Source organism: Haematobacter genomosp. 1 (assembly GCF_002196855.1).
Classification (GTDB): domain Bacteria; phylum Pseudomonadota; class Alphaproteobacteria; order Rhodobacterales; family Rhodobacteraceae; genus Haematobacter.
Map to the genome: position 1 here is coordinate 21,596 of NZ_NIPW01000041.1, position 23,424 is coordinate 45,019.

At 67.0% G+C, this 23,424-nt stretch carries 28 protein-coding genes; 22 read left to right on the top strand and 6 right to left on the bottom strand.

Annotated features, from left to right (window positions below; genetic code table 11):
• Nucleotide 1: 1 nt before the first annotated feature.
• Genes CDV49_RS17600 through CDV49_RS17615 form a run of 4 tightly spaced genes read left to right on the top strand, consistent with a single transcriptional unit; the run spans nucleotide 2 to nucleotide 3,397 of the window.
• Nucleotides 2–655 (top strand): flavin reductase family protein, encoded by a 654-nt coding sequence (locus CDV49_RS17600; RefSeq protein WP_088216697.1) that lies wholly within the window; start codon nucleotides 2–4, stop codon nucleotides 653–655.
• Nucleotides 652–1,323: a HutD/Ves family protein gene (locus CDV49_RS17605; protein ID WP_088216698.1), complete on the top strand. Its 672-nt coding sequence runs from the start codon at nucleotides 652–654 to the stop codon at nucleotides 1,321–1,323. Before CDV49_RS17600 ends, CDV49_RS17605 begins: the two co-directional genes overlap by 4 nt.
• On the top strand, nucleotides 1,320–2,681 hold the full coding sequence (locus CDV49_RS17610; RefSeq protein ID WP_088216699.1) for a formimidoylglutamate deiminase: 1,362 nt from the start codon (nucleotides 1,320–1,322) through the stop codon (nucleotides 2,679–2,681). The genes CDV49_RS17605 and CDV49_RS17610 overlap by 4 nt, the downstream gene beginning before the upstream one ends.
• A 38-nt stretch (nucleotides 2,682–2,719) precedes the next feature.
• A complete protein-coding gene (locus tag CDV49_RS17615) occupies nucleotides 2,720–3,397 on the top strand; it encodes a UTRA domain-containing protein (protein ID WP_088216700.1) in 678 nt (225 codons plus the stop codon).
• Between the two features lie 159 nt (nucleotides 3,398–3,556).
• Here CDV49_RS17615 and CDV49_RS17620 read toward each other — a convergent pair whose 3' ends face one another.
• Nucleotides 3,557–3,991 carry a MarR family winged helix-turn-helix transcriptional regulator gene (locus tag CDV49_RS17620; protein WP_088216701.1) on the bottom strand — a complete coding sequence of 145 codons (435 nt, stop codon included), beginning with the start codon at nucleotides 3,989–3,991 and terminating at the stop codon, nucleotides 3,557–3,559.
• A gap of 64 nt (nucleotides 3,992–4,055) precedes the next feature.
• Here CDV49_RS17620 and CDV49_RS17625 point away from each other — a divergent pair, with 64 nt between their 5' ends.
• From CDV49_RS17625 to rpsD, 4 genes are all read left to right on the top strand, one after another.
• Complete coding sequence (locus CDV49_RS17625; RefSeq protein ID WP_088216702.1) at nucleotides 4,056–4,415, top strand: DUF1428 domain-containing protein; 360 nt, start codon at nucleotides 4,056–4,058, stop codon at nucleotides 4,413–4,415.
• A 2-nt stretch (nucleotides 4,416–4,417) separates the two neighbouring features.
• On the top strand, nucleotides 4,418–5,182 hold the full coding sequence (locus tag CDV49_RS17630; protein ID WP_088216703.1) for a VOC family protein: 765 nt from the start codon (nucleotides 4,418–4,420) through the stop codon (nucleotides 5,180–5,182).
• On the top strand, nucleotides 5,182–5,655 hold the full coding sequence (locus CDV49_RS17635; RefSeq protein WP_088216704.1) for a VOC family protein: 474 nt from the start codon (nucleotides 5,182–5,184) through the stop codon (nucleotides 5,653–5,655). The genes CDV49_RS17630 and CDV49_RS17635 overlap by 1 nt, the downstream gene beginning before the upstream one ends.
• Nucleotides 5,656–5,902: 247 nt before the next feature.
• Nucleotides 5,903–6,523, top strand: coding sequence for a 30S ribosomal protein S4 (gene rpsD, locus CDV49_RS17640; protein ID WP_088216705.1), 621 nt, complete (start codon nucleotides 5,903–5,905; stop codon nucleotides 6,521–6,523).
• A 188-nt stretch (nucleotides 6,524–6,711) separates the two neighbouring features.
• Here rpsD and CDV49_RS17645 read toward each other — a convergent pair whose 3' ends face one another.
• Both CDV49_RS17645 and CDV49_RS17650 read right to left on the bottom strand, forming a co-directional pair.
• A complete protein-coding gene (locus CDV49_RS17645) occupies nucleotides 6,712–7,281 on the bottom strand; it encodes a thymidine kinase (RefSeq protein WP_088216706.1) in 570 nt (189 codons plus the stop codon).
• Between the two features lie 412 nt (nucleotides 7,282–7,693).
• Entirely contained in the window at nucleotides 7,694–8,980 is a 1,287-nt protein-coding gene (locus tag CDV49_RS17650; RefSeq protein WP_088216707.1) for a DEAD/DEAH box helicase, read from the bottom strand.
• A 343-nt stretch (nucleotides 8,981–9,323) separates the two neighbouring features.
• On the opposite strand from CDV49_RS17650, the gene CDV49_RS17655 reads away from it, so the two are divergent.
• The 3 genes from CDV49_RS17655 to CDV49_RS17665 all read left to right on the top strand — a co-directional run bounded on the left by CDV49_RS17655 (nucleotide 9,324) and on the right by CDV49_RS17665 (nucleotide 12,025).
• Entirely contained in the window at nucleotides 9,324–9,941 is a 618-nt protein-coding gene (locus tag CDV49_RS17655) for a hypothetical protein (RefSeq protein ID WP_088216708.1), read from the top strand.
• A gap of 195 nt (nucleotides 9,942–10,136) precedes the next feature.
• Entirely contained in the window at nucleotides 10,137–11,300 is a 1,164-nt protein-coding gene (locus CDV49_RS17660; RefSeq protein ID WP_088216709.1) for an alpha-hydroxy acid oxidase, read from the top strand.
• 110 nt (nucleotides 11,301–11,410) lie between these two features.
• Nucleotides 11,411–12,025 (top strand): 50S ribosomal protein L25/general stress protein Ctc, encoded by a 615-nt coding sequence (locus CDV49_RS17665; RefSeq protein ID WP_088216710.1) that lies wholly within the window; start codon nucleotides 11,411–11,413, stop codon nucleotides 12,023–12,025.
• 333 nt (nucleotides 12,026–12,358) lie between these two features.
• Here the strand turns inward: CDV49_RS17665 and CDV49_RS17670 are convergent, their stop codons facing one another.
• Nucleotides 12,359–12,667, bottom strand: coding sequence for an antibiotic biosynthesis monooxygenase family protein (locus tag CDV49_RS17670; protein WP_088216711.1), 309 nt, complete (start codon nucleotides 12,665–12,667; stop codon nucleotides 12,359–12,361).
• A gap of 100 nt (nucleotides 12,668–12,767) precedes the next feature.
• Between CDV49_RS17670 and pth the strand changes: the two genes are divergently transcribed.
• From pth to CDV49_RS17720, 10 genes are all read left to right on the top strand, one after another.
• On the top strand, nucleotides 12,768–13,448 hold the full coding sequence (gene pth, locus CDV49_RS17675; protein ID WP_088216712.1) for an aminoacyl-tRNA hydrolase: 681 nt from the start codon (nucleotides 12,768–12,770) through the stop codon (nucleotides 13,446–13,448).
• Nucleotides 13,448–13,828, top strand: a complete 381-nt coding sequence (locus CDV49_RS17680; RefSeq protein WP_088216713.1) for a DUF2237 family protein — start codon at nucleotides 13,448–13,450, stop codon at nucleotides 13,826–13,828. The genes pth and CDV49_RS17680 overlap by 1 nt, the downstream gene beginning before the upstream one ends.
• Nucleotides 13,825–14,433, top strand: coding sequence for a (d)CMP kinase (locus tag CDV49_RS17685; RefSeq protein WP_088216714.1), 609 nt, complete (start codon nucleotides 13,825–13,827; stop codon nucleotides 14,431–14,433). The genes CDV49_RS17680 and CDV49_RS17685 overlap by 4 nt, the downstream gene beginning before the upstream one ends.
• A 111-nt stretch (nucleotides 14,434–14,544) precedes the next feature.
• Nucleotides 14,545–16,224: a 30S ribosomal protein S1 gene (gene rpsA / locus CDV49_RS17690; RefSeq protein WP_088216715.1), complete on the top strand. Its 1,680-nt coding sequence runs from the start codon at nucleotides 14,545–14,547 to the stop codon at nucleotides 16,222–16,224.
• A 264-nt stretch (nucleotides 16,225–16,488) separates the two neighbouring features.
• Nucleotides 16,489–16,785: an integration host factor subunit beta gene (gene ihfB, locus CDV49_RS17695; protein WP_035707499.1), complete on the top strand. Its 297-nt coding sequence runs from the start codon at nucleotides 16,489–16,491 to the stop codon at nucleotides 16,783–16,785.
• Entirely contained in the window at nucleotides 16,785–17,153 is a 369-nt protein-coding gene (locus CDV49_RS17700; RefSeq protein WP_088216716.1) for a LapA family protein, read from the top strand. Before ihfB ends, CDV49_RS17700 begins: the two co-directional genes overlap by 1 nt.
• A gap of 11 nt (nucleotides 17,154–17,164) precedes the next feature.
• A complete protein-coding gene (locus tag CDV49_RS17705) occupies nucleotides 17,165–17,827 on the top strand; it encodes a phosphoribosylanthranilate isomerase (RefSeq protein WP_088216717.1) in 663 nt (220 codons plus the stop codon).
• Between the two features lie 2 nt (nucleotides 17,828–17,829).
• Entirely contained in the window at nucleotides 17,830–18,273 is a 444-nt protein-coding gene (locus CDV49_RS17710) for a GNAT family N-acetyltransferase (protein WP_256947395.1), read from the top strand.
• Nucleotides 18,274–18,286: 13 nt separating this feature from the next.
• The gene (gene trpB, locus CDV49_RS17715) at nucleotides 18,287–19,516 is read left to right on the top strand and encodes a tryptophan synthase subunit beta (RefSeq protein ID WP_088216718.1); all 1,230 of its coding nucleotides are present in this window, start codon (nucleotides 18,287–18,289) and stop codon (nucleotides 19,514–19,516) included.
• Nucleotides 19,517–19,609: 93 nt separating this feature from the next.
• Nucleotides 19,610–20,575 (top strand): alpha/beta hydrolase, encoded by a 966-nt coding sequence (locus CDV49_RS17720; protein ID WP_088216719.1) that lies wholly within the window; start codon nucleotides 19,610–19,612, stop codon nucleotides 20,573–20,575.
• 80 nt (nucleotides 20,576–20,655) lie between these two features.
• Here CDV49_RS17720 and hemE read toward each other — a convergent pair whose 3' ends face one another.
• Nucleotides 20,656–21,681 carry a uroporphyrinogen decarboxylase gene (gene hemE, locus CDV49_RS17725; RefSeq protein ID WP_088216720.1) on the bottom strand — a complete coding sequence of 342 codons (1,026 nt, stop codon included), beginning with the start codon at nucleotides 21,679–21,681 and terminating at the stop codon, nucleotides 20,656–20,658.
• 118 nt (nucleotides 21,682–21,799) lie between these two features.
• On the opposite strand from hemE, the gene CDV49_RS17730 reads away from it, so the two are divergent.
• Nucleotides 21,800–22,015 carry a hypothetical protein gene (locus CDV49_RS17730; protein ID WP_256947394.1) on the top strand — a complete coding sequence of 72 codons (216 nt, stop codon included), beginning with the start codon at nucleotides 21,800–21,802 and terminating at the stop codon, nucleotides 22,013–22,015.
• A 2-nt stretch (nucleotides 22,016–22,017) separates the two neighbouring features.
• Here CDV49_RS17730 and CDV49_RS17735 read toward each other — a convergent pair whose 3' ends face one another.
• Nucleotides 22,018–23,424, bottom strand: coding sequence for an FAD-binding oxidoreductase (locus CDV49_RS17735; RefSeq protein ID WP_088216721.1), 1,407 nt, complete (start codon nucleotides 23,422–23,424; stop codon nucleotides 22,018–22,020).

Here is a 23,424-nt window from a genome sequence, read left to right on the forward strand (position 1 = left end):
GATGGACTACGCCCCCGGACGCGAGGCCTGCCCGCTGCCGTTCTCGCCTTTCAAGGCCTGCACGGTGCCGCGCCCCATCGGCTGGATCTCCACCGTCTCGCGATCGGGGGTGGCGAACCTCGCACCCTACAGCCAGTGGCAGAACCTGACCTTCGACCCGCCGATGGTGATGTTTGCGGCCAACCAGTATTCGGACGGCCGCCGCAAGCATTCGGTGGTGAACGCCGAGGAGACGGGCTGGTTCGTCTGGAACATGGCGACATGGGAGCTGCGGGAGGCGGTGAACATCTCCGCCGCCGAATGGCCCGACGGGGATGACGAGTTCCTCCGCGCCGGTGTCACCCCAGAACCCTGCGTGGAGGCCCCCGGCCCCCGTGTTGCGGAAAGTCCCGCGCATTTCGAATGCCGCTACCTTTCCACCCACCGCCTGCGCGGCAATTCCAGCCACGGCTGGGTGGAGGTGGTCTATGGCGAGGTGGTCCGCATCCACGTGAAGGACAGCGTCCTGACCCCGGAGGGGAAGCTCGACTATCCCCGCATCCGCCCGCTCGCCCGCATGGGCTATTACGATTACGCCGCCATCAGCGAGACGTTCGAGATGCGGGTGCCGGGGGCTTCGGGCGCAGCCTCCGCCGGGCTGGAGGGCAAGGCATGAGGCATCTTTCCGTCAGTGATTACCTGACCCAGCCGTGGAAGAATGGCGGCGGCCTCACCCGGGAGATCGCGCGTGCGCCGGAGACGGGGGAGTTCGACTGGCGGCTCTCCATGGCGACGGTGGCGGAGGATGGCGCGTTCTCGACCTTTCCCGGCGTGGACAGGACGCTGACGGTTCTGACCGGCGCGGGGATCGTCCTTACCGTGGCCGGGCGGGAGGCGCGGCTGACGCCCGGCGTGCCCTTCGCCTTTCCGGGCGACGTGCCCGCCGCTTCCCGCCTGCTGGCGGGTGAGGTGACGGACCTGAACGTCATGACGCGCCGGGGCAGGGTCTCTCACGAGGTGACACGGCAGACCGGGCCCGCCATGGTCCTCAACCCTGCCGTGGTTCCCAACCCCACCGTGGTCCTCAACCCCGCGTTGGTTCCCGGCCTGCGGGCGGGCACCGGCCAGCCCGCTTCCACTGCACGGGGCGCTGACGACCTGCCGGAGGCCGATCCGGCCGGTTCGCCGGAGGAGCGCCACATGCTTCTTTTTGCCCTGACTGCGTTCACCGTGAACGGGATTGACGTCGCCCGGTTCGACACTCTGATACCCGACCGGGACGAGACGCTGCATTTGCCGGAGGGTGCGGAGGTTCTGCTCATCCGGCTGGAGACACTGCCATGACCATTCTATGGGCCGAAACCGCCTTGACGCCGGAGGGCTGGCGCGACGGCGTGCGGATCGAGATCGCGGAGGGCCGCATCCTCTCCGTGACCTGCGGGACGGAGGCGGAGGGCGAGCGCCATCCGATCCTGCTGCCCGCGCCGGTCAACCTGCACTCGCATGCGTTTCAACGCGCGATGGCGGGGCTGACCGAACGGCGTGGCCCCGATCCGAAGGACAGTTTCTGGACGTGGCGGGGGCTGATGTATCGCTTCCTCGACCATCTGACGCCGGAAGATGTGGAAGCCATTGCCGCGTTCGTGCAGGTGGAGATGCTGGAGGCGGGCTATGCCGCCGTCGCGGAGTTCCACTACCTCCACAATACGCCCAACGGCGCGCCCTACGCCGATCCCGCAGAGATGTCGGCCCGGATCGTGGCGGCAGCGGCCGATACCGGCATCGGGCTTACCCTGCTGCCGGTGTTCTACCAGTATGGCGGCTGCGACCGGCGCCCGCTGGGCCCGGGGCAGATGCGGTTCTTCAACACGCCCGACAGTTTCGCGGTGCTGCATGCCGCCGCTGCTCAGGCGGTGGCGACGCTGCCCGGCGATGCGCGGATCGGCATCGCGCCGCATTCCCTCCGCGCCGCGGACCCGGAGGGGCTGGCGGCCGTTCTACCGCTCGCGCCCGATGGGCCGGTACATATCCATGTGGCCGAGCAGGTGGCAGAGGTGGAGGAGGTGCTGGCCCATCGCGGCGCCCGCCCGGTGCGCTGGCTGCTCGACAATGCCGCTGTCGATGAGCGCTGGTGCCTGATCCATGCCACGCAGATGGAACCGGCGGAGACGGAGGCGATGGCGCGCTCCGGGGCGGTGGCGGGTCTCTGCCCGATCACGGAGTCGAACCTCGGCGACGGGATCTTCGACGGGCGGCGGTTTCTGGACGCGGGCGGCGCCTTCGGTGTCGGCTCCGACTCCAACGTCCGCATCGCGCTGGCGGAGGAGCTTCGCACGCTGGAGTATTCCCAGCGGCTGCGCGACCGCGCCCGCGCGGTGCTGGCGGAGCAGAAGCGGTCCACGGGCCGGGTGCTGTTCGAGGGCGCGGCCAAGGGCGGTGCCCAGGCGGCGGGCCGCGCTGCGGGCGGCATCGCGCCGGGTCTCTGGGCGGATCTCGTGGCGCTGGACGGCGGGGCGGTCGATCTGGATGGACGGCGGGGGGATGTGATCCTCGACAGCTACATCTTCGCGGGCGATGACCGGATGGTGAGCGATGTCTGGTCCGCCGGGCGGCATGTGGTGACGGAGGGGCGGCATGTTTCGCGGGACCGGATCGCCGCCCGCTACCGGGAGACGCTGGCCCGGCTGAGGGCGCGGCTCTGACCGTCGCCCAGATACGCTCCGGCGCCTCGTGGCAGGCGATCCGCGACGAGGTGCTTCGCCGCATCCGCGCCCGTGACTGGCCACCCGGCACCTCCATCCCGAACGAGGCCGATCTCGCCGTGGAGTTCGGCTGCGCGCGGGCGACGGTGAACCGCGCGCTCCGCGACCTTGCCGCGGCGGGCGTGCTGGAACGCCGCCGCCGCGCGGGCACCCGCGTCGCCGCGGCCCCCGCAGGCCGGGCGCAGCTCGAGATACCCGTCCTTCACCGCGATGTGGAGGAAAGCGGCGCGGCCTATGGCTATCGGCTGATCTCCCGCAGGACGGAGCCGCCACCGGCGGCGCTGGCCCTGCGGCTCGGGCTCGATCCGGCGCGCGCGCTCTTGCATCTCCGCTCCCTGCATCTCGCGGATGATGCGCCGCATGTGTTCGAGGACCGCTGGATCAACCCCGCTGCCGTGCCCGAGATCCTTGCCGTCGATCTGGAGCGCGTCAGCGCCAATGAATGGCTGGTGGAGAATACCCCCTTCAGCGCCGGCGACATGCGCATCTCCGCAGAAGCGGCGGAGGCGGAGGTGGCCAGACATCTGGGCGCGGCAGTAGGGGCCGCACTGCTGGTCGTCGAACGCTCCACCCGGCGGGAGGCGGCGGTCATCACCCATGTCCGGCAGTTCTTCGCGCCGGGCCACCGCATCGACCTTGCCCTCTCCACGGGTTAGCAGGCCGCTGAAAAAGATTTTAGGCTCCGCGTTGGAGCGGATATCATTCGCACTCTGGTGAAGGTCAGCCGGAAATCTACATGTTCCGGGTTATTTCCCGGCTGATTTCCCGATTTCCAGAGCATGGAGACGACACCTCCGAACGTTTTCAGCAGCCTGTTAGAGCGCGGCAAGCAGGCTGCGCAGACGGTCGTCCTCCTCGGCCAGCGCCGATGTCAGCTCCGCATGGGTGCGGTGCCAGGCGGGGAGCGCCGCGAGCAGCCGTGCATGGCCCGCTTCGGTCAGCGCGAGCCGCCGCTGCCGTTTGTCCTTCGCATCGGGAGTGCTGGTCGCCAGACCGTCCCGCTCCAGCGGCTTCAACGCCGCGGTAAGCGTCGTGCGGTCCATGGCGAGGATCTCCGCCACGCGGCCCAGCGTCGGCGGTTCGGGCTGGTTCAGCGCCATCAGCAAGGAGAACTGCCCGTTGGACAGTCCGAAGGGCCGGAGCGCATCGTCAAACCGCCGCGCAAGGCGGCGGGCCGCGCGCTGCACATGCAGGCAAAGGCAACTGTCGTGGACGGCGAGCGTGGTCTGGAACGGAACTTTCTTTGACATGACGTTGTTATGTTGATATCAACTCAATAAGTCAAGGGAAGCGATTCTTCAGGGAGGAGATGTCATGTCCTATGTCGAAGGTTTCATTCTGGCCGTCCCCGCCGACCGGCGGGAGGATTATCGCAAGCACGCGGAGGAAGGCGCGGCCTTGCTGCGCCAGTTCGGCGCGACCCGCATCGTGGAGGCGTGGGGCGACGACGTGAAGGAGGGTAAGTGGACCGACTTCCGCCGCGCGGTCAAGGCGGAGGAGGGGGAGGACGTGGTATTCAGCTGGATGGAATTCCCGTCCCGCTCCGTCAGGGATTCCGCCTTTGAAAAGATGATGTCCGATCCCCGCATGGAGGAGATGGGAAAGAACATGCCCTTTGACGGCAAGCGCATGGTGTTCGGCGGGTTCGAGGTCATCCTCGACACCGTGGCCTGACCATGGCGAACCGTCATGGCGACCCGGTGTGGTATGAACTGCTGACGCGCGCGCCGGAGCGGGCAGCGGCCTTTTATGGGGCGCTGCTGGGTTGGACCATCCGGGACTCGGATGCGGGCCGCCCCGGCTACCGCCTGCTGCTGGCCGGGGAGGACATGGTCGGCGGTCTGTTCCCGGCGGCGGCGGAGATGCCGGTCGGCTGGCTGTCCTACACTGCCGTCGGGGATGTGGACGCCGCCGCCGCATCGACGGCGGCGGCGGGCGGCAAAGTGCTGGCCGGACCGATGGACAATCCTGCGGCGGGGCGTCTGGCGGTCCTCACCGATCCGCAGGGGGCAATGTTCGCCCTCATGTCCCTTCAGGACGGCTGGGAAAGCCATGCTTTCCAGGACAGTCCGGGCCATTGCCGCTGGAACGAACTCACCACCTCCGATCAGACGGCGGCCCTTGGTTTCTACGGGGCGCTGTTCGGCTGGACGGCGGGCGGCGGCATGCCGATCTCCCCCGAGCAGGGCGATTACCGCTTCATCCAGCAGGGTGAGACGGTGCTCGGCGCGGTGATGAACGGTGACGCTTCCGCGCCGCCGCCCGCGTGGCTGTTCTACTTCGGCGTGGATGATGTGGCGGCGGCCGTGGCGCGGCTGACGGCCGCCGGGGGCAAGGTGCGGGTCGGCCCGGTGGAGGTGCCGGGCGGCGACTGGATCGTCGTGGCCAGCGACCCGGAGGGCGCGGCGTTCGGACTGGTCGGCCCGAAGGGGGGGGTGTGATGGAGGTGGTGCAGACCCTCTGGTTCGCGAACGGCATGGATGCCGCGCTGACGTTCTACACGTCGCTCATTCCCGGCTCGGGCATCGACGCCCAATGGACCATGGCCGCCGACAGTCCCGCCGGACCAGCGGGCAGCGTGCGCGTGGCGACCTTTCATCTGGGCGATCAGTGGTATCAGGCGATGGAGGCGGGGGATGGCGAGCCGTTCACCCCTGCCTTTTCCATCACGCTGCTCTGCGACGATCAGGCGGAGGTGGACAGGCTGTGGTCCGCCATCGCCGATGCTGGAGGAACGCCGGTCGAATGCGGCTGGATCCGCGACCGCTGGGGGCTTTCCTGGCAGATCGTGCCCCGCCGCCTGATCGAGCTGATGTCCCAACCGGACAAGGAAGCCGCAAGGCGCACGGCGGAAGCGATGATGCGGATGGTGAAATTCGATATCGCTTCGCTGGAGGCGGCCTCGGCGGGGTGAGGCACACTCCCTCCCCGGCCGGGGTTTTGCGGGGCCGGGTTTTTCGCAGCGTATCGCCGGCAGGGCCGGATGAATCGACTGCCCCCGCATTGACAGACCGGGCGCCGCGATATATGCCGCCGCGTCCGGCCCCCTCAGGGGTGCGGAATTATTGGTGTTGGTGGACCCCGCGAGGGGAATCCTGTCGCCCGCAAGGGAAAGGACAACGCCCTTCACGGCCTTCCGGCCCTATCGAAGGAGATCAGCGGTGACCAAACGCACCTCTGCCAAGTACAAGATCGACCGCCGCATGGGCGAAAACATCTGGGGCCGTCCGAAGTCCCCGGTGAACAAGCGCGAATACGGCCCCGGCCAGCACGGCCAGCGTCGCAAGAACAAGCTCTCCGACTTCGGCACGCAGCTGCGCGCCAAGCAGAAGCTGAAGGGCTACTATGGCGACCTGACCGAGAAGCAGTTCCGTCGCATCTACGCGGAAGCCGAGCGCGTCCGTGGCGATACCGGCGAAAACCTGGTGGGCCTGCTGGAGCGTCGTCTCGACGCCGTCGTCTATCGCGCGAAGTTCGTTCCGACCGTGTTTGCCGCCCGCCAGTTCGTCAACCACGGCCATGTGACCGTGAACGGCCAGCGGGTGAACATCGCCTCCTACCGTGTGAAGGAAGGCGACGTGATCGCGGTTCGCGACAAGTCCAAGCAACTCGCCATCGTTCTGGAAGCTGTTCAGCTGACCGAGCGTGATGTGCCGGACTACCTCGAAGTCGACAACTCCAAACTGACCGCGACCTTCGTGCGCACGCCCCAGCTGGGCGATGTGCCGTATCCGGTCCGCATGGAACCGAACCTCGTCGTCGAATTCTACGCCAAGAACTGAGTTCTTTCGTATCTTGTGCTTTATGAAGGGCTGCGCCTCCCGGGCGCGGCCCTTTGCTTTTGGGGCTCTGCATTCGCGGGGTATTCAGGCGGGGTGCGTTCGGGCTGGGTGGTGGGTCAGGGTGGCGGCTGCTTTCGCTTCGCCCAAAGCCTGTGGGGGAGGGCTCTGCCTGCCCGGACGCGCGGGCGTCAGTCCCCCATCGCGGCGAGCCAGTGGCGGCGGCAGAGGGAGACGTAGCTTTCGTTGCCGCCGATCTGCACCTGCGAACCTTCGCGCAGCGCCGCCCCATCCGGGCCGAGCCGCACCACCATGGTCGCCTTGCGCCCGCAGTGACAGACGGTGCGGACCTCCCGGATCTCATCCGCCAGTGCCAGAAGCGCCGCGGAACCGGGGAACAGATCGCCTCGGAAATCGGTGCGGAGGCCGTAGCACATCACGGGTATGTCCAGATCGTCCACCGCGCGGGCCAGTTGCCAGGCCTGCGGTGCCGTCAGGAACTGTGCCTCATCGACAAAGACGCAGGCGAGGGGCGCGCGCTCCGCGATCCTGTGGAAAAGATCGTCCTCCGGCAAGAAGCATTCGGCGGCGGAGGAGATGCCGATGCGGGACGCGATCCGCCCCGGGCCGGCCCTGTCATCCACGGCGGAGGTGAGGAGCAACACCTCCATCCCCCGTTCGCGGTAGTTATGCGCGGCCTGCAGCAACGCGGTGGACTTGCCCGCGTTCATGGTCGAGTAATGCAGAAAGAGCTTGGCCATCAGATTTTCACTGCGGATTTACGGGGTGAGGATCGCCTGGTCGCGGGCAGCAGGGCCATGCCGACACTCCGGGCCGGCATGCAGATGCAGGGGAAAGCACCCTCCCGATGACCTCCAGCCCCAGGGGGCAGGAGACCCCGCGGATAGGGTAGTGGCCCCGCTGCCCCTCGGCCGCGAAGCCATGACAGGCTGCTGAAAAATGCATTCCGGGATTGCCCTGAGGCGGAGATGTTCCCGCATTGCGGGGAGAGCGTCTGAGAAACCGCAAGTTCTGGCTCTCGACCGGACCGATTTCCTGGCTCTCAACGCAAGCCCAATGCCCGACTCTTTCAGCGGCCTGATAAAGGCGCGGCACGGAAACAGGTGCGCTGCGCGGCGCGGAGACATTGGCCCCCAGCGCCGCGCCAGGGGATCATGCCCCCGCGGTGGCCCGCTGTTCCCGCTTCGGGCGGCGCGAAGGACGCCGCGCCGGACGGCCGTTGCCGTTGCTGTTGCCGTGGTTGCGCCCCGGTCCCCCGCGACGGTCCCCTCCCTGCGGCCTGCCCTGTGCCCGCTTCTGCGGTTCGCCCACGGGCGGTTCACCGCCTGCGACGGGAATGGCGATCTTCATCACCTTTTCGATCGCACGCAGTTCGGAGATCTCGGCAGGAGCGCAGAAAGCCACGGCCCGCCCATCAGCCCCCGCCCGCGCCGTGCGGCCGATGCGGTGGACATAGTTCTCCGGCACGTTCGGCATGTCGTAGTTATAGACATGACGCACGCCCGGAATGTCGATGCCGCGCGCCGCGACATCCGTGGCGACCAGCACCTTCAACTCGCCGTCCCGGAAGGCTTTCAGCGTGCGTTCCCGGTGGTTCTGGCTCTTGTTGCCATGGATGGATCCGGCCGCATAGCCGGAGGCGTCGAGATGCTTCATCAGCTTCTCCGCGCCATGCTTGGTGCGGGAAAAGACCAGCGCCATTTCACCCGGATGGCTGTCGAGCTGCGATTTCAGCAGCGTCGCCTTGTCGCCCTGATTCACGAAATAGACCGACTGGTCGATCTTGTCGGCGGCCTTGCCGGGGGGCGAAACCTCCACCCGCACCGGATCGCGCAGGTAGGTCTGGGCCAGCTCTTCCATCTGCTTCGGCATGGTGGCCGAGAACAGCAGCGTCTGCCGCCGCACCGGCAGGTGACGGGCGATCTTGCGCAGCGCGTGGATGAAGCCGAGGTCCAGCATCTGGTCCGCCTCGTCCAGCACGAGATAGCCCGTGTGCTCCAGCGTCAGCGCCTCCCGCTCCAGAAGGTCGATCAGGCGGCCGGGCGTCGCGACGAGGATATCCGTGCCGCGGCGCAGACGGGTCGCCTGCGCATGGAGCGAGGAGCCGCCCATGATGCGCTGCACCCGGATGGGCGAGGTGCCGGCGTAGAGTTCAAGGTTCTCCGCGATCTGGTTCACAAGCTCCCGCGTGGGGGCGAGGATCAGGGCGCGCACCGTCATGGGCGCGGGCGGTTTGCCCATGTTCAGGAGCCGGTGCAGGATCGGCAGGCCGAAGGCCGCCGTCTTGCCGGTGCCGGTCTGGGCGAGGCCCATAACGTCGCGGCCCTGCATGGCATGCGGAATGGCCCCCGACTGGATCGGGGTGGGTTGGGTAAGCCCCTGCTTGGCAAGGGTGGTGAGCAGCCTCTTGTCGAGGCCGAGAGTATCGAACTGTGTCATCTGTGCCTTTCGGGGCAACGGGCGCGGACGCGCGTCATCGGTCAGGCCCCCGCGGGGAGCGCGGGTGCCGGCTGGCAAGAGTGGCGTCCGAGGCCTCACCCTCCGGCGGATACCGGCGGGCCGTCTGGACGCGGCGCCCCTGCGTGATATGGGAACCGGGAAAATCTCATCCGTCCGGGCGGCACATTGGCCGGGCCTGCTCACGCGGCAGCGGAACGGATCGGCGGAAGATGGTCCAAAGCGGCCCGAAAGTCAAGCCACCCGCTGTGCCAATGACGGGAAAGCAGGGCCTGCCGCAGCGTCTCTGCTGTGGTATGTAGCGGAAAAACCGGCGTTTTCCCCCATGTTCCGATTCGCTGCCGTTCTTCTCCTGCTGTTGCTGTCGTCGCTCCCCGCCCATGCCGCCTTGCGCACCTGCGAGACGCGGGTGAACGGGGAGCCTGTGGCGCTCACCTTCGATGATGAGGAGGAGGTCTGGTCCTCCTACCGCGAGGGCTGGTTCGCCAAGGGGGCGACCTGTCCCGGCCTCATCGTGCTCCGCCAGCTCACGCCCGATCTCGACGATACGGAGCGGGGCGTGTTCTGCGCCGTCTGGGATGCGGAAGGGGAGCAATACACAGGCTTCGCCACCGGCGCGCGGGACGGGTATGGCCGCTGCCGGAAGCCGGGCCTGATCTGCCGGGGGGTGAAGGCGACGGCGGGGGAGGTCATGGCGGTGTCCGGTCTGGGCATCCGGGTGGAGGAACCTGCCGCGCCGGAGCAATCACCGCCGGGCCTGCTCGGTGCGCTGGCTCAGCAGGCGGGCGCGGTGGTGCTGTCGGGCACGGCGGCCCATGTCGCCAGCGCCCTTCAGGGGGCTGGCGCGGCGCTGGCGGCGACCGTCGGCGGCCCGGTGGCGCTTGCGGGCGCGGCAGTCACTGTCGTGGCGGTGGGAGGCGCACTTTACATGTGCAGCGGCTGAGCGCGGAGCATTGGGCCTCCCGGTTCATTCTGCTGCCCGGATGGTGGGTCGCGGGGAAGGTGGCTGCGGGGAAAAGCGGGCGGGAAAGCGAATGCCGGCCCGGCATGGAGGCCCCGCTTCGGGTTCCAAGCGCCCACAGACGTTGAAACCCGGGCCTCCGGGCCCTAGGAAAAGGAAGCCATCCCGGAGACTGACATGACCGTGATTACCTCGATCGACGACCTGAAGCGGCTCTACAAGCGGCGCACGCCCAAGATGTTCTACGATTATGCGGAATCGGGAAGCTGGACCGAGCAGACCTTCCGCGAGAACTCCTCCGATTTCGCCGACATCCGCCTGCGCCAGAAGGTTGCCGTGAACATGGAGGGCCGGACGACGGCCTCCGAGATGCTGGGCCAGCCCGTCGCCATGCCGGTGGCGCTGGCGCCCGTCGGGCTGACGGGGATGCAGCGCGCGGACGGGGAGATCAAGGCCGCGCGGGCGGCAGAGACGTTCGGCGTGCCTTTCACCCTCTCCACCATGTCGATCTGCTCCATCGAGGATGTCGCCGCCCATACGGTGAAACCCTTCTGGTTTCAGCTCTACGTCATGCGGGACACGGAGTTTCTGGAGGGGCTGATCGAACGGGCGAAGAAGGCGAATTGTTCTGCCCTTGTGATCACGCTGGATCTGCAGATCCTCGGCCAGCGACACAAGGATCTGAAGAACGGCCTGTCCGCCCCGCCGAAGATGACGCCCGCCAATATCCTGAACCTCGCCACGAAGGTGCAGTGGGGGATGGAGATGCTGCAGACCAAGCGGCGCACCTTCGGCAATATCGTGGGACATGCGAAGAACGTGAGCGATGTCTCCTCCCTGTCCTCCTGGACGGCGGAGCAGTTCGATCCCAAGCTCGACTGGGAGAAGATCCAGCGGATCCGCGATCTGTGGGGCGGAAAGATCATTCTGAAGGGCGTTCTGGACGAGGAGGATGCGAAGCGCGCCGCCGATTTCGGGGCCGACGGGATCATCGTGTCCAACCATGGCGGGCGGCAGCTCGATGGCGCGCTGTCCTCCATCCGGCGGCTGCCGCCGATCCTGCGTGCGGTGGGCGACCGGACGGAGGTCTATATGGATGGGGGCGTGCGTTCGGGACAGGACGTGCTGAAGGCGGTGGCGCTCGGCGCGAAGGGCGTGTTCGTCGGGCGGGCCTTCGTCTATGGGCTCGGCGCGATGGGGGAGCAGGGGGTCAAGACCGCGCTCGACGTCATTCACCGGGAACTCGACATCTCCATGGCGCTCTGCGGCGAGCGGGATGTGAAGAACCTCGGGCGCCACAATCTCTACGTGCCCGCGAATTTCGAGGGGGAATGGGCCTGACAGGGGCGATTGTGCTTGTCTGAAAGGCCCGCTCCGTGTAGAGGCGCCACCTTGGACCGTCCATGCACCCTTGGAGGATGGGCGGCCGCATTTAACCAATGGAGTATCCTATGGCTGGTGAGATCCCGAATCTTCAGGCCGAGGTGCGGACGGGGACAGGCAAGGGGGCCGCTCGTCAAGCTCGTCGTGAGGGCAACGTACCCGGTATCGTTTATGGCGACGGCAAAGAGCCGCTCGCGCTGAACCTCAACTACAACTACCTGCTGAAGCACCTGAAAGCCGGGCGCTTCATGTCGACGCTCTTCAACCTGAAGGTCGAAGGCCAGGAAGACGTGCGCGTCATCTGCCGCGGCGTTCAGCGCGACGTGGTGAAGGACCTGCCGACGCATGTCGATTTCATGCGCCTGCACCGCAACAGCCGCATCAACCTGTTCATCCACGTGAACTTCGAGAATCACGAAACGTCCCCGGGCCTCAAGCGCGGCGGCACGCTGGTCATCGTGCGTCCCGAAGTGGAACTGGAAGTCACCGCCGGTGACATTCCTGACCACATCACCGTGGACCTGTCGGGCAGCAACATCGGCGACGTGATCCACATCAACGACATCCCGCTCCCCGCCGGCGTGAAGCCGACGATCGACCGGAATTTCGTGGTGGCGAACATCTCCGCGCCGTCGGGCCTGCGTTCGGAAGAGAATGAGGAGGCTGCCGCGGAAGAGGCGTGAGCCTCTGACGTGCAGCCGGCCCGCAAAGGGCCGACCTTCGGGAAGGGGCATCGGGGAACCGGTGCCCCTTTTCCTTTGGCGCCGCAGAGCTTCCTTTGGCGCCGCAGGGCGGGCCCGCTGTTCCGGTCGGTCAAGGCGGGTCGTATGTGTGTTCGCTGGACATCCGGCCGCTGGAGCAGGCCGGTCTCCGGGTGAGGCCGACCTGCAGGCGGCGCACTCCACATGCGCGACATGCGCGGGGGAAGGCGCGGGCTCAGGCGGGCGCTGCCCGCCATTCCCCCGCGCCTCGCGGAGCCTTGCTCCACGGGTCCGGCGTTACCGCTGGCGAGCGGCTCAACCGGCCAGCACGGCGGTGAAGGTCTCAAGCTCCGGCCGGCCAAGATAGATATCCGCATGTCCGCCCGCGCCCGCATGGGCATGGCGGAACTGCTCCGACCGGGTCCAGTCCTGGAAGGCCTCTTCCGATTCCCATGTGGTGTGGGAGGCATAGAGCGTGTGATCCTCCTTCGACGGTCCCCGCATCAGGTGGAAGGCGATGAAGCCCGGCACTTCCTTCAGTCGGCTGTCGCGGCTTTTCCAGATTTCCTCAAACACCGTTTCGGAGCCGGGCTTGATGCGGAAGCGATTCATCGTCAGGTACATGTGTCGTCAGATCCTCGTGCTGTGGAGCCGCGGGGCTGGCGGGCGCGTTGCGCTGGCGGGGCGGCGCGGCTAAGGTGAAGGCCAGCCGGAGGATACGCCAGTGAAACTTTTCGTGGGTCTCGGAAATCCCGGATCGCGTTACGCCGGAAACCGTCACAATATCGGCTTCATGGCGGTGGACCGGATTGCCGCCAGCCATGGTTTCGCGCCGTGGCGGCAGAAATTTCAGGGCCAGGTCACCGAAGGGCGTCTGGGCAACGAGAAGGTCGTGCTGCTGAAGCCGGAGACATTCATGAACCTCTCCGGCCAGTCGGTGGGGGAGGCCATGCGCTTTTACAAACTTACACCGCAGGAGATCGTGGTGTTCCACGACGAGCTCGACCTGCCGCCCGGCAAGGTGCGGATGAAGGCGGGCGGCGGCCATGCCGGGCACAACGGTCTGCGCTCCATGCACCAGCATATCGGCGAGGCCTATGCGCGCGTGCGGCTGGGGATCGGCCATCCCGGCGACAAGGAGAAGGTGGCGGGCTACGTGCTCTCCGATTTCGCCAAGGCCGATGCGCCCTGGCTGGAGGAGGTGCTGACCGGGGTGGAACGCGGCGCGCCGGACCTGGCGGAGGGCAACTCCTCCCGCTTCATGACGGCGCTTTCGCCCGAACCGGCGGCCAAACGGGCACCCGCAGCGCAGACCGCGACGCCTGAAGCCGCGAAGCCAGCCCCGCCGGAGCCCTCTGCCAGTCCCTTCGAGCGGCTGCGCCGCCTGCTCCCGGGATCGCGCTGATGAGTGAGAGCGGACGGCTGCCGTCGATCAACGTGCTGGGCGAGCCGCTGGAGACCTGTTCCACCCGTCCGATGACCGGCTTCTGGCGGAACGGCTGCTGCGATACCGGACCGGCGGACGGCGGGCGTCACTCCGTCTGTGCCGTGATGACGGCGGAGTTTCTCGCGCTCTCCAAATATCTCGGCAATGACCTCTCCACGCCACGGCCGGAATACGGCTTTCCCGGCCTGCAACCGGGGGACAAGTGGTGTCTCTGCGCGGGCCGGTTCCTTCAGGCCTGGGAGGAGGGCGCTGCACCGCGCATCCGCCTTGCCGCCTGCCATGCGGCAACGCTGGAGGTGGTGCCCCTCGAAATCCTCATGGAATGCGCCACGGAATGACGTCTTTCTTCTTTACCGTCGCGATCGACGGGCCAGCGGCTGCCGGCAAGGGCACCATCTCCCGTGCGGTCGCGGAGCGTTTCGGTCTCGCTCATCTGGACACCGGGCTGCTCTACCGGGCTGTCGGGCGCCGGGTGCTGGCCGGGGAGGATGCGGTTGCCGCTGCGGAGGCGCTGGGGCCGGATGATCTGGAAGGCGATCTTCGCCAGCCGCAGATCGCGGATGCGGCCAGCCGCGTCGCCGCGATTCCAGAGGTGCGTGCGGCGCTGGTGGCCTTTCAGCGCCGCTTCGCGCGGCGGGACGGAGGCGCCGTGCTGGACGGGCGCGACATCGGGACGGTGATCTGCCCGGAGGCGGAAGTGAAGCTCTATGTCACCGCCTCGCCGGAGGTTCGCGCGCGGCGGCGGCAGGCCGAGGAAGGGCGCGACTATGCGGATGTGCTGGCCGATGTGCTGGCCCGCGACCGGCGCGACAGCGAGCGGACGACCGCTCCGCTCAGGCCCGCGGAAGATGCAGTCTTGCTCGATACGTCGGATCTCGCTATAGACGCGGCCGTCAGCCGGGCGATTGCGGCAATCGAGTCGAAGTGGAAAGGGCGGAAGTGATCTTTCGCCCCATTCTTGCATAAGACGCCACGTCATACCACCTGACACCACACAAAGACCGGCGGAGCCAACCGCCAGGCCCGTATAACATGCAAAGGAAACTGTTTATTTATGTGCGCTAAAGCGACCATGGAGGAGTTCGAGGCCCTCCTTAACGACAGCCTCGCCATCGACACGCCCCAAGAGGGCTCCGTCGTCCGCGGCAAGGTCATCGCCATCGAGGCGGGCCAGGCCATCATCGACGTGGGCTACAAGATGGAAGGCCGCGTCGATCTGAAAGAATTCGCAGCCCCTGGCGAGGCTCCGGAAATCGCCGTGGGCGATGAGGTCGAGGTTTATCTCGACCGCGTCGAGAACGCCCGTGGCGAAGCGGTCATCAGCCGCGAGAAAGCCCGTCGTGAGGAAGCCTGGGATCGTCTGGAGAAAGCCTACGCCGCCGAACAGCGCGTCGATGGCGTCATCTTCGGTCGCGTCAAGGGCGGCTTCACCGTCGATCTCGGCGGTGCGGTGGCCTTCCTTCCGGGAAGCCAGGTCGATGTCCGCCCCGTGCGCGATGCCGGCCCGCTCATGGGCATGAAGCAGCCGTTCCAGATCCTCAAGATGGATCGCCGCCGGGGCAACATCGTCGTTTCCCGCCGTGCCATCCTTGAAGAGTCCCGCGCCGAGCAGCGCGCCGAAGTCATCGGCAAGCTCACCGAAGGCGATGTGGTGGACGGCGTCGTCAAGAACATCACCGAATACGGCGCTTTCGTCGATCTGGGTGGTGTGGACGGCCTGCTGCACGTCACCGACATGGCGTGGCGCCGCGTGAACCACCCGTCCGAGATCCTGGCGATCGGCGAGACCGTGAAGGTCCAGGTCATCAAGATCAACAAGGAAACCCACCGTATCTCCCTGGGCATGAAACAGCTCCAGGACGATCCGTGGGATGCGGTCGAGCGGAAATACGCCATCGGCACCGTCCACAAGGGCCGCGTGACCAACATCACCGACTACGGCGCATTCGTCGAGCTGGAGCCGGGTGTCGAGGGTCTGGTCCACGTGTCCGAGATGTCCTGGACCAAGAAGAACGTCCACCCCGGCAAGATCGTCTCCACCTCGCAGGAAGTGGAGGTCATGGTGCTGGAGATCGACAGCGCGAAACGCCGCGTGTCGCTCGGCCTCAAGCAAACCATGCGCAACCCGTGGGAAGTCTTTGCGGAAACGCATCCCGTCGGCACGCAGATCGAGGGCGAGGTCAAGAACATCACCGAATTCGGTCTGTTCGTGGGTCTCGACAACGACATCGACGGCATGGTCCACCTCTCCGATCTCTCCTGGGATCAGCGGGGCGAGGATGCCATCCAGAACTACCGCAAGGGCGATGTCGTCCGCGCGGCGGTGACGGAAGTCGATATCGACAAGGAGCGTATCTCGCTCTCCATCAAGGCGCTTGGCGACGACACCTTCTCCGAGGCGATCGACGGCGTGAAGCGCGGCTCGATCGTGACGGTCAACGTCACCGCGATCGAGGATGGCGGCATCGAGGTCGAGTACAACGGCATGAAAGCCTTCATCCGTCGTTCCGACCTGTCGCGTGACCGCGCCGAGCAGCGCCCCGAGCGCTTCCAGGTCGGCGATCATGTCGATGCGCGCGTGACCAACGTCGACTCCAAGACCCGTCGTCTGGGCCTGTCGATCAAGGCGCGCGAAATCGCCGAGGAAAAGGAAGCCGTGGAGCAGTACGGTTCCTCCGACTCGGGCGCGTCTCTGGGCGATATTCTGGGCGCCGCGCTCAAGGATCGCAGCTGAGCCTTTTCAGGTTGCAAGTGATTTGGGCGTCCACCCCTCGGGGTGGGCGCTTTTCTTTGCAAAAATTGTTGGCCGTTTTCGTGCCTGAGTTGATTTACTCGCTCATTCCGTGTCGAAATTTCCGCACGATCACTCAATAGGCGGATATCGGCCCGGATGTTTCCGGTTTCTCCCGTCTTTCCAATGGTTTCCTGTTTCTCGCGCTTGCGAAAGAACGTATAGTCCCGATGGAATAGTCGCGATATTTGTGAAACGGGGGGACGGATGATCCGGTCGGAACTCATCCAGAAGATTTCCGAAGAGAACCCGCACCTGTTTCAGCGGGATGTGGAGCGTATCGTCAACACGATCTTTGAAGAGATCATAGAGGCGATGGCGCGGGGCGACCGGGTGGAACTCCGGGGTTTCGGAGCCTTCTCCGTAAAGCAGCGGGACGCGCGCGTTGGCCGCAATCCCCGCACCGGAGAATCGGTTGAAGTCGAGGAGAAGGCAGTGCCATTCTTCAAGGCCGGCAAGCTTCTGCGTGACCGGCTGAACGGGAAGGAAGGTACTGAGGACTGATGCGCTATCTCCGTTACGGATTGATCGCGGTGCTGGGCATCGTGCTTGTCGTCATTGCCGTCGCGAACCGCGATCCGGTGGTATTCCGCTTCCTGCCGGTGTCCGCCGCGCAGACGTTCGGCGGAAGCTGGGCGGTGCAGCTGCCGATGTTCGTCATCCTGCTGGGGGGCATTGCGATCGGGGTTCTTGTCGGCTTCGTCTGGGAATGGTTCCGGGAGCATGGACACCGCAAACGTGCCCGCGTGAAATCGAAGGAAGCCGCGAAGCTGGAGCAGGAAGTCGTTCAGCTCCGGCGGGAGACCGGACGCCCCAACGGCAAGAAGGATGAGATCGTGGCCCTGCTTGAGACCGGCAACGGCAAGCGGTAGAACCGCGGCTGATGACACGTCTTCGCATCCCCCCCAAATCTGTCCGCGTGAAGGTCTGCGGCCTGCGCGAGCCCGCCCATGTTGCAGCAGCCGCAGAGGCGGGCGCCGCCTATGCGGGCCTTGTCTTCTTTCCGCGCTCTCCGCGCGCCCTCAGCATCGCCGAGGCGCGGATGCTGGCGGCGGAGGCTCCTGCCGGCTTGGCCAAGGTCGGACTTGTCGTCGATGCCGATGATGCGCTGCTGGACGCCATCCTGGCCGATGTGCCGCTCGACATGCTGCAACTGCATGGCCGGGAAACACCGGCGCGGGTGGCCGAGATCCGTCAGCGCTACGGATTGCCGGTGATGAAGGCTGTCGGCATCGCCGGACCGGAGGATATCGCGCGGCTTGCCGATTACTGGCCGGTGGCCGACCAGATCCTCGTCGATGCCAAGGCCCCGAAGGATGCGGCGCTGCCCGGCGGCAACGGCGTGGCCTTCGACTGGGGTCTTTTGTGGAACCTGCGCTGGCCGGTGCCGTGGATGCTGGCAGGGGGGCTGACGCCCGCGAACGTGGCCGATGCGCTGCGCGTCACGGGGGCTGCGCAGGTCGATGTCTCCTCCGGCACCGAAAGCGCGCCGGGCGTGAAGGATCCCGATCTGATCCGTGCCTTCATCCGGGCGACGCAGTTGTGAGCGTGACCTTCCGCCCCGCGCGGCTGGAGGATGTGCCCGCCATCGTGGCGCTGCTGGCGGATGATCCGCTTGGCGCGGCGCGGGAATCCGCGACGCTTGCGCCCTATGAGGCCGCCTTTGCCCGGATCGCCGCTTCGGCGGACATGCATCTGATCGTTGGCGAACGGCAGGGGCGCGTCGTCGCGACCTATCAGCTGGCGATCATGCCGGGTCTGTCCAATGCGGGCCGGACGCGTGCCACGCTGGAAGCGGTGCGCGTGGCGGCGGAGCTGCGCTCGCAGGGGGTGGGCGCATTGCTCGTGGCGGATGCGGAGGCCCGGGCGCGCGCTGCCGGAGCGGGGATTTTGCAGCTCACCACACATAAAAGCCGCAGCCGGGCGCATGCCTTCTACGACAGGCTTGGCTTTACCCCATCCCACATAGGTTATAAACGCGATCTGACCTGACGGGAGGCGCGCGATGCAAGGCGGGAGCAACAGCTACAGGACCGGACCGGACGAGAACGGAAGGTTCGGCAATTACGGCGGACGTTTCGTCTCGGAGACGCTGATGCCTCTGATCCTGTCGCTTGAGGCGGAATACGAGCGGGCCAAGCACGATCCGGAGTTCTGGGCGGAGATGAACGATCTCTGGACCCATTACGTCGGCCGCCCCTCCCCGCTCTACTACGCCGAACGTCTGTCGGAGACGCTGGGGGGTGCAAAGATCTACCTCAAGCGCGAAGAGCTGAACCATACCGGCGCGCACAAGATCAACAACGTTCTGGGCCAGATCCTGCTTGCCCGGCGCATGGGCAAGACCCGGATCATCGCGGAAACCGGCGCGGGCCAGCACGGTGTCGCCACTGCCACGGTCTGTGCCAAGTTCGGACTGAAGTGCATCGTCTATATGGGCGCGCATGACGTGCAGCGTCAGGCCCCCAATGTGTTCCGCATGCGGCTTCTAGGGGCGGAGGTCGTTGCCGTCACCTCCGGGCGCGGCACGCTGAAGGATGCGATGAACGATGCGATGCGCGACTGGGTGACCAATGTGCGCGACACGTTCTATTGCATCGGCACGGTCGCGGGGCCGCATCCCTATCCGACCATGGTGCGCGATTTCCAGAACATCATCGGCAATGAGACCCGCGCCCAAATGGAGGCGCAGGAAGGGCGGCTGCCCGACACGATCATCGCGGCCATCGGCGGCGGGTCGAACGCCATGGGTATCTTCCACCCGTTCCTCGACGATCCTTCCGTGCGGATCATCGGTGTCGAGGCCGGGGGCAAGGGCGTGGATGAACGGATGGAGCATTGCGCCTCGCTCACCGGCGGGCGTCCGGGCGTGCTGCATGGCAACCGGACCTATCTGCTGCAGGATGCCGACGGGCAGATCCTTGAAGGTTTCTCCATCTCTGCCGGTCTCGACTATCCCGGCATCGGGCCGGAGCACGCCTGGCTGCACGATACGGGCCGGGTCGAATATGTCTCCATCACCGATGCGGAGGCGCTCTCCGCCTTTCAGGATCTGTGCAGCTACGAGGGCATCATTCCGGCGCTGGAATCGAGCCACGCGCTCGCCCATGCCATCAAGATCGCGCCCGATCTGCCGAAGGATCACCTGATCGTGGTCAACCTGTCCGGGCGGGGGGACAAGGACATCTTCACCGTCGCCCGCGCGCTCGGGGTCGAGGTGGAAGTCACGCCCTGAACGGGCGCCGTTCCGCCGCAGGGGCGGGAGCGGACTGGCGTTTTCGCGCAGGATCATTAGCCTTCCGGTCAGCCCCTGCCGACCGGAGACAAGATGACCCTGCGCCTGCTTGCCGCCCTGCTGCTGACCCTTGCCACCCCGCTCCGGGCCGATCTGCGCCCCGAGACCTTCGCCAGCCCCGCGCTGCACCGCGACATCCCCGCGAATGTCTATGTGCCTGACGGTGACCCGCCGCCGAACGGCTGGCCCGTGCTCTACCTGCTGCATGGCCACGGCGGAAACCAGAACAGCTGGCGCGATCTGGGGAATATCGAGCCGACGCTTGACCGGCTGATCGGGGAGGGGCGGATCGATCCGCTCCTCGTCGTCATGCCGGATGCCGGGAACAGCTGGTATGTGGACAGCGCCACGCTCGGCGGGCCGGGGGATTACGAGACCGCCATCACGCATGACCTGCGGCTCGCCGTGGAGGCGCGCTATCCCGTCCGCAAGGACAGGGAGGGCCGGGGCATCGCGGGCCTTTCCATGGGTGGGTTCGGGGCGCTCCGCCTCGCCTACAGCCACAACGATCTCTACGTCGTCGCGGCGAGCCTGTCGGGCGCGATCTGGCAGAATGTGACCGCGCCCAATCTCGACGACACGCCGGAGGAATTGCAGGTGGTGCAGGAATCGGCCTTCCTGAAGAACCCGACTTCCGCCCTTGCGCTGCCGTCGGTGGGCGATCACTTCGACGGGGCTTTCGGCCGACCCTTCGACGCGGAGCGGTTCAACCGGCTGAATGTGTTCACGCTGATCGAGGGCGCCGTCGCCTCGGAGAAGCCGCTGCCCGTCACCTATATCACCTGCGGGGACGATGACGGTTACCGGCTGTGGCGCGGCGCGGTGGACCTGCATGAGACGCTGCAGGCGGCGAAGCGGACCTCCGAACTGCGTATCACCGATGGCGCGCATACATGGTCGCTCTGGCAGCAGACCATCGTCGATGCGCTGCTGTTCATCGACCGCCAGTGGTTGCCCACCGCCTATCCCGAACCCGCCGTCAGCCCGCCCAAACCCTGACCGAAGCCCTGAGATGCCGGCCGGCGAAACCCAAGGGCGTCAGGCCGCGTCAAGGCGCCACCGCGCCGGAGGGAGGCGCTTCAGCCCCGGATCGCCTCCAGCATCCGGCTGACGTTATCGGGATCGGCGTCGGGCGTGATCCCGTGGCCGAGGTTGAAGATATGCGGCCCCTGAGAGAACGCGCGTACGATCCGGCGCGTCTCCGCCACGAGGTCCGGCCCTCCGGTGACAAGGTGGTGAGGGGCGAGGTTGCCCTGCACGCAGCCATCCCCCTGCACGGCCCGCGCGGCCCATTCGGCATCGACCGAATTGTCCAGCGCGACGCAGTCAGCCCCCGTCGCCCGCGCAAAGCCCGCATAGCGCTCCCCTGCCTCCCGCGGGAAGGCGATGATCGGCACGCCGGGATGGCGCTCCTTCAGCGCGGCGATGATGCGCCGGGCGGGGGCGACGGCGAATTGCTCGAAATCCGCGCCCTTCAGCGACCCGGCCCAGCTGTCGAACAGCTTGACGACCTCCGCCCCGGCCTCGATCTGGGCGGAAAGGTAAAGGACCGTCGCCTCCGAAATCCGGTCGATCAGCGCGGCGAAGGCCGTCCGGTCGCGCGCGATCATCGCATGGGCCGGCCCCTGATCCGGGGTGCCGCGCCCGGCGACCATGTAGGTGGCCACCGTCCAGGGCGCCCCGGCGAAGCCGATGAGCGTCACTTCCGGCGGCAGCGCGCGCGCCACGAGGCGCACCGTCTCATAGACGGGGGAGACCGTCTCGTGCACCGCCGCGGCCGGGCGGAGCGCCGCGACCCCCGCCGCATCGGTCACGGTGGAAAGACGCGGCCCCTCTCCCTGCACGAAGCGCAGGTCGAGCCCCAGCGCCTGCGGCACCAAGAGGATATCGGCAAACAGGATCGCCGCGTCGAAGCCGTAGCGCCGGATCGGCTGGAGCGTCACCTCCGCCGCGAGGTCGGGGGTGTAGCACAGGTTCAGGAAATCCCCGGCCTTCGCCCGCGTGGCGCGGTATTCGGGCAGGTAGCGCCCCGCCTGCCGCATCATCCAGACGGGCGGAACATCCTGCCGTTCCCCGGCGAGGGCACGAAGTATCTTCTTGGTCATGGCGGCTCTCCTCCGCCGACCGTGAACGCGACGCGGGGGCAGAAGTCAAGTCAGCCGGTTGCCGCGCCGGAGAGGGAGGCGTAAGCCCTCCGCATCCAGCCGGACATATGTGCAAGACATGATCTTCTTCATCCCCTTCCTTCTGCTCGCCGTGATCGTTGGTCTGTGGTGGACGCGCCGGGGCAGCACGCTCACCCGCGATTGCCGCTGGCGGGAGGATCGCGCCCATGCCACCGCGACCGAGCGCGTCTTTCGCTGCGCGGCCTGCGGGGCGGAGACACGCGTTCCCGCGGGCCGGGAGCCGCGCGACTGCCTCCGGGCGCAGACGCCCTGAGGTCAGGGCAGCACCTTTCCGGGATTGAGCAGGCCCTGCGGGTCCAGCGCGGCCTTGATCCGGGCCATGACATCAAGTGCTACGGGATCCTTGTGGGCCGCCATCGTGGGCCGCTTGGACAGGCCGATCCCGTGTTCGGCGGAGAAACTGCCGCCCAGCCGCACTGCCTCTTCCGCCACAGCGTTGCGCAGCGCGGCGAGCAGGGGAGCGTCATCGCGTGTGGGGAAGGCGGTGTAATGGAAGTTTCCGTCGCCCAGATGCGCGATGGCCAGCTCATCCGCGCCCGGATCGAGCGCATGGAGCCGCGCGGTCATCGCGGTGAGGAAGTCCTGCATCCTGTCGAGCGGCAGGGAGATGTCGGTATCGACATGCGGCTTCTGCGCGAATGTGATCTCCGCCGCGGCCTCCCGCACCGCCCACATCTCCGCCCGCTGTGCCTCCGTCCGGGCCAGCGTGGCATCCAGCACCTCACCCCGCGCCATCGCCATGGCAAGCGTATCCTCCAGCCGTGTCACCACCGGAAGCGAGCCGTCGGCGAGCGGCTCCGCCTCATGCGGGGCGGTCACGCCGATCTCGATGAGCAGGGTGGAGGGGTAGCGCGTGGCGAAGGGTTCCTTCAGGTCGGGGCGATGCCGGGCGAGCCGCTCCATATAGGCGGCGGGCAGGTATTCGAACGCCTCGACCGCGCCGCCCGTCTCCCCCTGCAACCGGTTGAGCAGGTCGAGCGCCACGGCAAGGCCCGGCACCGCGACCATCGCCGTCGCATGGGCGCGGGCGGCGGGCACCAGCTTCAGCACCGCCGCCGTGATGACGCCGAGCGTGCCCTCCGCCCCGATGAACAGGTCGCGCAGGTCGTAGCCGGTGTTGTCCTTGCGCAGTTCCGACATGAGGTCGAGCACGCGCCCGTCCGCCAGCACCACCTCCACACCCAGAACGAGCGCGCGGGTATTGCCGAACCGCACCACGTTCGAGCCGCCCGCATTGGTGGAGAGAAAGCCGCCCACCTGAGCCGAGCCGCGCGCGCCGAAGGTCAGCGGGAAGGCCAGATCATGCTCCGTCGCCGCGTCATGGATGGCCGAGAGGACGACGCCCGCCTCGACTACGGCGATGCGGGAGGCGGGGCGGATCTCGCGGATGCGGTTCATCCGTTCGAGCGAGAGCATGACCCCGCCCTCCGCGAAGGTGCCGCCATTCAGCCCCGTGCCGCCGCCGGTCGGCACCACCGGGACACCCGCCGCGGCGCAGAGCCGCAGGATAGCGGCCACCTCCTCCCTGCTGGCCGGACGCACGACGGCGAGCGGCGTCCAGACGTATTTGCCCGTCCAGTCGTGGCTGTAGCGTGCCGTTTCGTCGCCGGTCAGTACGTTGGCCGGGCCGGTGATGTCCCGAAGAGCGTCGATCAGTGCCAT